Raw genomic sequence first — 10,197 nt, 5'->3', positions numbered from 1 at the left:
AGGTCCGCCCGTTTTCTTATAAAGCAGCCCTCACCCCCACCCCCGTCGGCGCACCCCTCCCACGGGGAGAGGGTACCGCTACACCCCTCACCCCGGTCCGAGCCTTGCATATTGCGATGACGTAGGGGCGGACCTTCAGGTCCGCCCGTTTTCTTATAAAGCAGCCCTCACCCCCACCCCCGTCGGCGCACCGCTCCCACGGGGAGAGGGGGAACGCGACCCTCACCTCCGCGTCCCCCCCCCCCCGGCGCTACCGGGCCCGGTGGGGCAACTTCGGCTCGCAATAATACTCGCCGTCCTCCCGAAGCCACAACAGCGGCGCGAGCGCCTTGAACCGCTCACGAAGCGTCCCCCACGAAATACCCCGGTCCACCTCCACCGCCACGATTTCGGCGACGTAGAGAGTGGCGCCGGGGAGCGGTTTGCGTTCCGCGACACGGCACTCGAGATGGGCCGGACACTCGGCGATAAGCGGCGGGGCGACCTTCCGCGACGGCTCGAGGGTGAGACCCAGGCGCACGATGCGGTCCAGGCCGGTATAGGCCGGCTCCCCGGATTGCCAGAAGGCGAGGGCCAGCCCCGTCGGAGCCAGGTTGACCACGAACTCCCGGGTTTTGGCGAGGTGCCGGTGGGCCAGGGTGCCCTCGGACAGGACCAGGCCCAAGAGCGGCGGCTCGTCGCCGAGGGGGAAAAGGCGGATCACCGGCTCCAGGTGCGGGTTACCGGCGTGGTCGGTGGTGGTGAGGAAGAAGGCCTGGGAGAAAAGGAGCGGCGTCTCCCAGCGGCGGGGGTCGGTGTCCTGGGGAACCTTCTCGGTCAAGGCGCCCCCCTAGGGCAGCTCGTGAAAAATCTTCTTCGACGGAACCCGGTCGGTCCTCTCCTCGGCGTAGGTCCCCTTCCCCACGGGCGCCAGGGCCACCGGGCGCTCGTCGGCCCCCAGGCTCAGCACGCGGCGCACCCCGCCCTCGTCGAAGGCGCCCACCCAGCACGAACAGTAGCCCAGGGAATGGGCGGCCAGGAGGAGATTCTGCACCGCGGCGGCGGTGTCCTGCAGGCAGTAAAGCTCCCGCCCGCGGTCTCCGTAACGCCCGGCCGACACCTCCGGCAGCGCCACCACCACGACGATGAGCGGCGCGTCGGCGATGAACATCTGCCCGTAGGCCGCCTCGCCGAGGTGGACCCTTGTCCCCCGGTCCCCCACCAGGATGAAACGCCAGGGCTGGCGGTTGCCCGCCGACGGGGCCCAGCGCAGGGATTCCTTCAGCAGCTCCACGTGCTCCGCGGGGAGTGCCTCGCCGGTGAAGTCGCGGCAGGAGCGCCTCGCCAGGATGGCATCTATCACGGGATTCATGCGGTCACCGGCTCCTTTTTTAGGGCGGCGGCCCGGACCAGGCCGTGAAAGAGGGGATTCGGCGAGAGCGGCCGGCTGGTGTACTCGGGGTGGAACTGGCTGGCCACGAAGTAGGGGTGGCCGGGCAGCTCCAGCACCTGCATGATCACACCGTCGGGGGTGGTGCCCACGAAGCGCATCCCCTTTTTCTCGAACATCTCGCGGTAGTCGTCGTTGAACTCGAAGCGGTGGCGGAACCGCTCGGTGACCTCGGTGCGGCCGTAGAGCTTGGCCACCGCGCTCTTCGGGTCCAGGCGCACCTTGTGGCCCCCCAGACGCATGGTGCCGCCGAGCCTGGATTTCTTCTTCTGTTCGGGGAGGAGGTGGATGACCGGGTGGGGCGTGCGGCTGTTGACCTCGGTGGTCTGGGCGTCCTCGAGGCCGCAGACGTGGCGCGCGAACTCCACCACGGCGAAGTGGAAGCCGTAGCAGATGCCCAGGAAGGGCAGCCCCCGCTCCCGGGCGTACTGGATGACCTGGATCTTGCCCTCCACCCCCCGGGCGCCGAAGCCGCCGGGGACGATGACGCCGGCCGTGTCGTCGGGCAGCAGCCGTTCAACGTCCTCGGGCCGCGCTATCTCCGTTGTGTCCACCCACACCGGCTCCACCCGGACCCCCAGCGCCACCCCCGAGTGCTCCAGGGCGTTGACGATGCTGATGTAGGAGTCTTTCAGCGTGGCGTACTTGCCGGTGATGGCGATTTTGACCACGGGGAGGTCCCCGGCCTGCACGTGCTCCACGTAGGAGTGGAGCGGCGGCTCGGTCTTACCGTTGGTCGGAATCGGCATGGAGAGCTTGAGCCGCCCCGTCACCAGCCAGGCCAGCCGCTGGAGGTCCAGCACGTAGGGCAGGGCGTAGATGCTGGGCAGGTCCGGCGAGCTGATGACGTTCTCCTGGGCCACGTTACAGAAGAGGGCGATCTTCTGCCGCACCTTCGGCGCGACGCCCTTGGGGCTGCGACCCACCACGATGTCGGGCTGGATGCCGGTCTCGAGGAGCTTTTTCACCGAGTGCTGGGTCGGCTTGGACTTCTGCTCCCCCGAGGCCTCGTTGTAGGGGAGCATGGTGACGTGGGCGAACATGACGTTCTCGCGCCCCTCGGCCACGAAGAGCTCCCGCGCCGCTTCCACGAAGTGCAGGTTCTCGATGTCGCCGATGGTGCCGCCGATTTCGATGAGCACGATGTCGTAGGGCCGCGAGCTCGCCATCGTGCGGATGAAGTGCTTGATCTCCCCGGTGACGTGGGGGATGACCAGCACGTCGCGCCCCAGGTAGTCCCCCTTGCGCTCCTTCTCCAGCACCTTAGAGTAGAGCTTGCCCGAGGTCAGGTAGTTGTCAGCACAGAGGTCGCAGTCGAGGAAGCGCTCGTAGGTGCCGAGGTCCATGTCGCACTCGGTGCCGTCGTCCAGGACGAAGACCTCGCCGTGCCGGTAGGGGTTCAGTGTCCCCGCGTCATAGTTGAGGTAGCCGTCAATCTTGATCTGGCTCACCGAGAAGCCGTAGTGCTTCAGGAGGTGCCCCAGCGACGCGGAGAAGACCCCCTTTCCCACCCCGGACATCACCCCTCCGGTGATGACGATGTACTTCGTGCGCCCGATGCGGTATTTCTCCGGGAAGAAATCCACGTCCTCGATATCGTCGGTCTTGGCGCTGATGCTCTCGAAATCGAACAGCCCTTCCATCGTCCGTTCCCCCGCCTCGCTTGGAGCTTGCAGAACCGGTTTTTTCGCGCCGGTTTGGTTAATCTACGGGAGTATAGGTTAACAAAAAAACCGCGTGTGCGCCACGGGTTATTTTTCGTAAATTTCGGTCCGATCGGGGGTATCTGCGCCTGGGACGACCGTCCACTATCGCCCGCATATCGCAACCCGCGAGGCACGGGCCCCCCTCTCCCTTCCAGGGAGAGGCTCGCCTACGGGCTAGGGTGAGGGTCGGGGCTGGAATCGTAGTAAACCCATTGGGCACGGACCGTCGAGAGGACCGCCTCAAAAAAGCGGGCCGATCTAAACGGCGCGCCGTCGGTCGGCCCCTACGTCATCGCAAACGGCGTTGCTAGCGGGTCGAGGGCCGCCCCATACCGACCCACCGTCACCCGGCGGTCGGAGGCCGGTTCACGCGGATTTTTTTCTCGGTGAGGAGGATCGCCGTGCTCCAGACGAGCCCGCCCAGGGCCATAATCTGGGGCGCGCACAGACCCAGGAATAAAACCGGGTCGTCCGCCCGCAGGAAGCCGAGGCCGAACCAGAGGAGGGCCAGGGCGGCCACCAGGACCGCGCTGAACGGGCGGGGCGCCAGGCGTTTTTTTAGAAAAACGCCCCCGAGGCCGATCAAAAGACACCCCAGGGCGAAGTAGACCTGGACCGGGTGGATGGTGTAGGCGGCGGAAATCCCCGGCATGAAGGCGGCCGCGGGGCCGAACGCGAACAGCGGGACGAGGACGCCGTACTGACCGGGCCCGAGCGCCCAGGGGACGTCGCCCGCCGCGCCCCAGGCCGAGCCGTCCAGCAACGCCCCGATCCACACGGGGGCCATGGCGAAGGTGAGGGTGACAGCCCCCGCGGCCACGGACGGCCACGGCGCGTCACCCCGCCTCCTGGTAAAGAACCAGAGGGTCGCCAGCCCGACCGCCAGGCCCGGCCAGAAGCAGCCGCCCAGATAGGTCCACGACCGGACCAGATGGCCCTGCCCCAGGTAGCTCGGGAGGAAGACGATGTACTCGACCGCCCGCGCCGCCGCCAGCCCGACCACGAGCGCTCGGAGGTAGTCGGTCGTCGCCCGCCGCCACGACCCGCCGGAAAATTTCCCGTAAAGAAACCAGCCCAGAAGGCCGGCTAAAAGCAGAGCGGCGAAGAGGGTCCGCATCAGAACCTCTCCGCCGAAGAGCGGGATCCACTTGAACATCACTCGCCGTGCTCTTGCAGGGAACCGCGCTCGGACTCGAGCTCCCCGAGCCGGGCCTCGATTTCGGCCAGTCTGGCGTCCACCTCCGCTATCTTCTCCTGGACGGCGGCGGTGTCGGCCTCGGGCTTGGCCAGTTCCTTCTCCAGGCCCTTGCGCTCGTCCCGGAGCTCATCGCGCTCCTTCTCCAGGTCGCGTTTTTCCTTATCCACGCCCCGGGTGAGCGCGTCCACGACGTTGCCCCGGAGCTTGTCGAAATCCTTGCGAAGTGCCTCCGGGACGTCCGGGGGCGACTGGTCGAGGGTCGCTCGGGCGGCGGTGAAATCGTCCATCTCGTACTGGGACGCCGCCTTGGCGTAAAAAATTACGGCCCGGGCGGCGGAGAACCCCGCGGACAGGGCGGCCAGCGCCTCGTCCGCCTTCTCGACGGCCACGGAGTAACGGTCGGAGTTGTAGTTGGCTAAAACCAGGGCGGGCCAGGCGAACTCGAGGGGCCCGCCCCCGTCTATGGCCCCCTGCGCCAGCCGGACCGCCGTGGAGTCGCTCTCCTCCTCGAGGGCGTAGAGGTAGGCCAGGTGCGCGGTCAGCACCATGTCGGAGTCGCCGCCGTGGCGGATGCCGTTCTCGTAAACGTCTATCGCCTCTCTCAGGTCGCCCAGCGCCTCCCAGGCGAATCCCCACTCCCGGAAAGCGTCCACGCCGTACCCCAGGTCGGCCGCCCGCTCGAAGGAGGCGAGGGCGTCCCGCTGCTTCCCCTGGGCGACCAGGGCTCGGGCCAGGAAGAAATGCCCCGCCCCCTGCTCGGGCTTGATCTGCACGGCCTGGGTCAGGTACTCGACCGCCGTGGCGGGGTCGCCGGTCTTCAGCTTGAGCTTCCCCAGCTCCAGGTTGGCGCCGTAGTGGCGGCCGTCGAACTTGAGCGCCTCGAGGAAGGCGCCCTCGGCGCGCTTATCCTGGGAGCCCTCCAGGTACTCGATGCCCTGGACGTAGTTCACCTCGGCCGTGGCGCGCGGGACGAGCTCGTAGCCGGGGACGTAGGTCTCCGCCTTCTGTATCTCGCGCAGCGCCTGGGAGTAGCGGCGGTCCGTTAAAAGGACCAGCCCGAGCTCCACCTGGGCATGCGCCTGGTTGCTGATGGTGTCGGCAATCTCCTGGTCTATGAGCGACTGGAGGTCCACCACCTGGGGCTGGAGATTGTCCAGGTTGGCCTCGAGGACGGGGTCTCCGTCGGGGGGCAGGAGGTTCCGGGCCGTGGCCAGCGCCTCCTCGGCCTGCTTGGCCAGAATCTTGGCCTGCTCGCCGTTGCCGGCGCTGGTGCGCAGGCGGTTCAGCTTCTCCTGAACCAGCGCCACTTCGTCTTCCACGCTGGGGTTCTCGGGCAGCCCGTCACCGGCGAAGAGCTTGTGCATGAGGCCCAGGTAGTTCATGGCCGAGTAGAAGTGGCACTCGGCCAGCTTGATCTGGGCGATGGTCACCTGCCAGCCGGCGATTTCGCCGAGGCGGGACAGGTTCTCCTCGTACTTGATCCGCGGGTCGTCCTCGCCCTCCTCGGGCACGGGGAAGACGGGGGGCTTGTCCCTGGCGTCCTGAATGGCCTCCCGGACGCGCTCCTCGCCGTTCTGAATGGCCCGAACGTCGCGCTCGATGAGCTTGAGGGCGTCCAGGGCCTGGTCGTGGTTCCCGGCGGCGCGCTCTTCGGCGGCGGCGGCCAGGGCCGCCTCGATGGCGTCCAGCTTTTCGCTGGATTGGTACACGAGTTCCTGGGCCCGTTCGATGGGGTCCGCCGACGCCAGGGAGAACGCCCCCAGCACCAGAAGAATCGGAAAAATCCGTTTGAAAGCTTTGGCCATCCGGCCCTCCGACCTTTCGGGGGCACGAGGTGTGCCCTTTTTGGGTAAGTATACCGTCAAACGGCGGACATTGCCACCCCGGCGGGGGATAACCGCGTTCCGGTTTAGCGGCGGGACCGCCATGAATCCCCTCCCCCCTCTGGGGGGAGGGCTAGGGAGGGGGGTAAACCGGCGGGGATGGAATCCCCGCCCTACATTTATAAGCAACGACAACTCGCCGTAGGGGCGACCGTCCACGGCCGCCCGCGGGCCGACCTAAACGGCGCGCCGTCGGTCCGCCCCTACGTCATCACAATTCTGTGAATAAAAAAAACCGCCGGCTCGCGGCGTTAACTCCTCGACCACAAACGACTCACCCCGCGGAATCGGGGTCCAGCGCCCCGCGCTTATATCGTGCCCCTGGAACAAAAAAACCGCTCGCTCGCGGCAGTAACCCCTCGAATACAAACGACTCACCCCGCGGAACTGCCACCGGCTGCCAGCCGGTGGTGCCGAAGGGGGGACTCGAACCCCCACGAGGCGAACCCCACTAGACCCTGAATCTAGCGCGTCTGCCAATTCCGCCACTTCGGCTCCGAGAGGGGCATTATAGTGTCGGGAGGGGGCCAAGTCAAGCGCCTCAATGGTACTCGAATGATGACTGTAGTCTGTAGACAAATACTAGTAGAAAGTTACAATGAAAGTAGTCTAAAAGGAGGCGATATGGGATATAGACCAGGACAGAAGGTACCTATAACTGGCATTTACCGTTGCTCTAATTGCGGCAGTGAAAGGGCTCTATCAAAAGGAGAGACATTCCCTCCCTGTAGTTGTGGAAAGACCGACTGGGTGCTGATTCGAGCTACAAAACCCTAAAACCTAGTTGTACGGCCGCCACAGGGGCTGGTCTCCACCGGCCCCTTTTACGTACCGGATGAGGTACAATCTTCCGGACTGAAAACACCCCCCGTGAGGTGACCATGACCTACCTGGCGCTCGCCCTGGGCATTGTCTTCAACGCCGGGGCCAACATCCTGATGAAGGTGGCGATGCGCGGCATCGGCACCCTGGACTCCCTCGGCCTCGGGCCCTACGTCAAGGGGATGCTCACCAGCGGCTGGCTGTGGGGCGGCCTGGCGAGCTTCGCCGCCGCCCTGATCTTCTACACCTACGTTTTGTCGAAGATGAACCTCTCCGTGGCCTACCCCGTCTTCACCTCCGTGGGCTTTGCCATCGTCATCCTCGTCAGCGCCCTCATGCTCCGGGAGCAGATAAGCTGGTGGCAGGTTGCGGGCTTCGTGCTCATCATCGCCGGGGTGTGGCTGGTCGTGGCCAAGCAGGCGGTCGCCTGAATTGAAACGGATTTTACTGACCAACGACGACGGGGTGGATTACCCGGGGCTGGCGATACTGGCCGATGCGCTCGCCGTGCTGGGCGAGTTGACCGTCGTGGCGCCCGACGGGCCGCGCTCCGGCTCCTCCATGGCCGGCTCCTTCCACGGCGTCCTGACCGTGGAGGAGAGGCGTCTCTGTAACGGGCTCGCCGCCACCGTCCTGGACGGCTTCCCGGTGGACTGCGTCCGGTTCGGCCTGGTGCGGATGGGCTCTCCACCCGATCTGGTCGTGGTCGGGATCAACCACGGGCTGAACCTGGCCTCGGACCTCCACTACTCGGGAACGGTGGGCGCGGCCCGGGACGCGGCGCTGTGGGGTATACCCTCCCTGGCCGTCTCCTCCGGCTCCCTGGACGGCTCCGGCCACTGGGGGAGGCCGGAGGAGGAGGACCTGCGGCGGGCCGCGGCGTGGGGCGCGGACATCGCGCGGAAAATACTCGCGGAAGGCCTGGAGCCCGGCCACTTTTTGAACCTGAACGTCCCCGCCGGGGCGCACGGACCGGTGCACGGCCTGAGGGAGACCACGCCGGGGGACATCGTCACCGCCATCGGCTTCCGCGAGGAGCCCGGAGGGGTAAGCCTCTACGGCTACGACGACCCCCCCGAGGGGCAGCATCCCTCCAGCGACGTCGCCGCCATACTCGCCGGTTACGCCTCGCTCTCCCGCCTCGACACCGGCTGCGCGAGCCCCTGCTGGAAGGTCGCGGAAAACGAAGTCATGCCCCGGCAAAAAGATGGATAGACCGCGCATCCTGGTATCCAACGACGACGGCTTACACTCGAAGGGACTTCTCTCCCTGGCACGGGAGCTCGATCCCCTGGGCGATATGCTGGTTTGCGCCCCCATGTACGAACGCTCCGGCGCGGGACATTCCATCACCATCCACAAGCCGATCCGGGTCGAACGGGTCTCCATCTCTCCGGAGATCCAGGCCTGGGCCGCCGACGGCTCGCCCGCCGACTGCGTCAAGTACGCGGTCAGCAACCTCTACGAGAACGAAAAACCGGACCTGGTGGTCTCCGGCGTCAATTTAGGTCTCAACCTGTCCACCCATATCTTCTACTCGGGCACACTAGGCGCGGCCCTCGAGGCCACGATGCTGGGTATCCCCAGCGTCGCGGTCAGCCTGGGCCACTTCGGCGCACCACTGGACCCTCCGTCGGTGGAGAACTCCCTGGAGCACGCCGCCCGCCTCGCCGCCCGGCTGACGCTGCTCGTCCTCGAGAGGGGCATTCCCCCCCACAGCTGCCTCAACGTCAACATTCCCAACATCCCGCCCGCCGAGCTCCGGGGGATAAGAATCACCCGCCACGGCCGCTTCATCTTCCAAACCCGCTACCAACTGGACGAGGAAACCGGCGGCTGGCTTCTGCGCGGCCCGATGTCCGACACAGACGACGACAACCCGGAGCTGGACCACCGCGCCGTCCGGGACGGGTTCGTCTCCATCACCCCGCTCGACCTCGACCTGAACGACGCGGTCCTCTTCGACCGGATGCGTGGCTGGGAGCTGGACGGGCTCCGGGAAGGTTGACACCCGACCGTCCGATGAGCTACATTACCCCTGCGGGCCGTTAGCTCAATTTGGCAGAGCAACTGACTCTTAATCAGTGGGTTGGAGGTTCGATTCCTCCACGGCCCACCACGGGGGCCGGATAAGCCCCCTTCTCTTCGATACACTAAAAAGTTGCCCGGAGCTAATGCTCCGGGTCTTGTGGGCAACCATGAACACCTGTGGGTGCATCTGGCCGCCAAACAAAGTTTATACTACTTTATTAAAAACGTCAACACCAAGAGAAGATCATGGACTACCTGCTTTACGTTGACGAATCTGGCGATCCAGGACTAGCGAATACAACTAGATATCCAGATTATTTTGCTCTTACTGGACTTATCATCGCGTTTGATAGATGGCGCGATTCATTTAATACTTTCAAATCTTTAAAAATCCAATTACATCAACACTTCAATTTTTTCATAAGACAAACAATCCATGCAAGAGAACTTTTTAATAGATCAAGGGAGTATAAATATATGAAATTAAATAATAGAAAAATAACTAATATCTTTCAATATATTTTTAGTGTAGTAAATACACTAGATGTCCAATTTTTAAATATCTACCTAATTAAAAACGATCCAGCAATCGCTAAAAGTATTGCTTATTTCAATGGTGACATTGAAGAAATGGCTTGGAACAGAATTGCTACACGATTTCACAATTATTTGAATTCTCTTGAAGACAATTGCCACGGTATGATAATACCAGATCCATCACGAACGATAAAAATTAAAAAACTGTTACGTAAATGGAGAGTTAGAAATAACCAAGTTGGTATATCTGGTTCCTACTAAAATTGCCCATTAATATCCGTTATTGAAGATCCACTCTTTAAGAAAGCCAGTGAAACGCCCTTTATCCAGCTCTGTGATTGTGTTTGCTTCAGTTTAGCTATGCAAGAAGCCTGTAAAAGAAAAGTTGGTGGATGGAATAAATATGAACACATAGCAGGACATAAATTACTATCATTAGTCAGTAATAAATTAAGGCATCACACACGTTCATGGACCAAAGAGGATGCTTTTCAGATAGGGTAGCATATCCGGGTCGTTTCGGTGGTTGAAGCGGAACTCCATTTCTCTGATGAACAGGTGGAAGTTTCGCTTGAAGCCGCCGTGATAGAC

At 63.3% G+C, this 10,197-nt stretch carries 9 protein-coding genes and 2 tRNA genes; 5 read left to right on the top strand and 6 right to left on the bottom strand.

The window, feature by feature from the left end; genetic code table 11:
- Window positions 1-250 precede the first annotated feature (250 nt).
- The 6 genes from VM054_02725 to VM054_02700 all read right to left on the bottom strand — a co-directional run bounded on the left by VM054_02725 (window position 251) and on the right by VM054_02700 (window position 6,711).
- Entirely contained in the window at window positions 251-820 is a 570-nt protein-coding gene (locus VM054_02725) for a flavin reductase family protein (protein ID HUT97973.1), read from the bottom strand.
- 9 nt (window positions 821-829) lie between these two features.
- Window positions 830-1,351 carry a nitroreductase family protein gene (locus VM054_02720; protein HUT97972.1) on the bottom strand — a complete coding sequence of 174 codons (522 nt, stop codon included), beginning with the start codon at window positions 1,349-1,351 and terminating at the stop codon, window positions 830-832.
- Window positions 1,348-3,072 carry a CTP synthase (glutamine hydrolyzing) gene (gene pyrG / locus VM054_02715; protein ID HUT97971.1) on the bottom strand — a complete coding sequence of 575 codons (1,725 nt, stop codon included), beginning with the start codon at window positions 3,070-3,072 and terminating at the stop codon, window positions 1,348-1,350. Before pyrG ends, VM054_02720 begins: the two co-directional genes overlap by 4 nt.
- A 406-nt stretch (window positions 3,073-3,478) precedes the next feature.
- Entirely contained in the window at window positions 3,479-4,291 is an 813-nt protein-coding gene (locus VM054_02710) for a prolipoprotein diacylglyceryl transferase family protein (protein HUT97970.1), read from the bottom strand.
- On the bottom strand, window positions 4,291-6,138 hold the full coding sequence (locus VM054_02705) for a tetratricopeptide repeat protein (GenBank protein ID HUT97969.1): 1,848 nt from the start codon (window positions 6,136-6,138) through the stop codon (window positions 4,291-4,293). The genes VM054_02710 and VM054_02705 overlap by 1 nt, the downstream gene beginning before the upstream one ends.
- Before the next feature lie 486 nt (window positions 6,139-6,624).
- Window positions 6,625-6,711: transfer RNA gene (locus VM054_02700), tRNA-Leu, on the bottom strand.
- A 386-nt stretch (window positions 6,712-7,097) separates the two neighbouring features.
- Between VM054_02700 and VM054_02695 the strand changes: the two genes are divergently transcribed.
- The 5 genes from VM054_02695 to VM054_02675 all read left to right on the top strand — a co-directional run bounded on the left by VM054_02695 (window position 7,098) and on the right by VM054_02675 (window position 9,867).
- A complete protein-coding gene (locus VM054_02695) occupies window positions 7,098-7,469 on the top strand; it encodes an SMR family transporter (protein ID HUT97968.1) in 372 nt (123 codons plus the stop codon).
- A 1-nt stretch (window position 7,470) separates the two neighbouring features.
- Window positions 7,471-8,253: a 5'/3'-nucleotidase SurE gene (gene surE / locus VM054_02690; protein HUT97967.1), complete on the top strand. Its 783-nt coding sequence runs from the start codon at window positions 7,471-7,473 to the stop codon at window positions 8,251-8,253.
- Entirely contained in the window at window positions 8,246-9,046 is an 801-nt protein-coding gene (gene surE / locus VM054_02685) for a 5'/3'-nucleotidase SurE (GenBank protein ID HUT97966.1), read from the top strand. The genes surE (VM054_02690) and surE (VM054_02685) overlap by 8 nt, the downstream gene beginning before the upstream one ends.
- Window positions 9,047-9,080: 34 nt before the next feature.
- Window positions 9,081-9,157 (top strand) — tRNA-Lys (locus VM054_02680).
- A 158-nt stretch (window positions 9,158-9,315) separates the two neighbouring features.
- The gene (locus VM054_02675; protein HUT97965.1) at window positions 9,316-9,867 is read left to right on the top strand and encodes a DUF3800 domain-containing protein; all 552 of its coding nucleotides are present in this window, start codon (window positions 9,316-9,318) and stop codon (window positions 9,865-9,867) included.
- Window positions 9,868-10,197 lie beyond the last annotated feature (330 nt).

The organism is bacterium, from assembly GCA_035528375.1.
Lineage (GTDB): Bacteria > RBG-13-66-14 > RBG-13-66-14 > RBG-13-66-14 > RBG-13-66-14 > RBG-13-66-14.
Note: the sequence above shows the minus strand (reverse complement) of the source record. Positions and strands in the feature narration are given on the sequence as shown.

What these genes read in the sequence shown, in the direction of transcription:
- VM054_02720 (HUT97972.1), bottom strand. Translation starts at nt 1,351, where the DNA reads ATGAATCCCGTGATAGATGCCATCCTGGCGAGGCGCTCCTGCCGCGAC.
- pyrG (HUT97971.1), bottom strand. Translation starts at nt 3,072, where the DNA reads ATGGAAGGGCTGTTCGATTTCGAGAGCATCAGCGCCAAGACCGACGAT.
- VM054_02710 (HUT97970.1), bottom strand. Translation starts at nt 4,291, where the DNA reads ATGTTCAAGTGGATCCCGCTCTTCGGCGGAGAGGTTCTGATGCGGACC.
- VM054_02705 (HUT97969.1), bottom strand. Translation starts at nt 6,138, where the DNA reads ATGGCCAAAGCTTTCAAACGGATTTTTCCGATTCTTCTGGTGCTGGGG.
- VM054_02695 (HUT97968.1), top strand. Translation starts at nt 7,098, where the DNA reads ATGACCTACCTGGCGCTCGCCCTGGGCATTGTCTTCAACGCCGGGGCC.
- surE (HUT97966.1), top strand. Translation starts at nt 8,246, where the DNA reads ATGGATAGACCGCGCATCCTGGTATCCAACGACGACGGCTTACACTCG.
- VM054_02675 (HUT97965.1), top strand. Translation starts at nt 9,316, where the DNA reads ATGGACTACCTGCTTTACGTTGACGAATCTGGCGATCCAGGACTAGCG.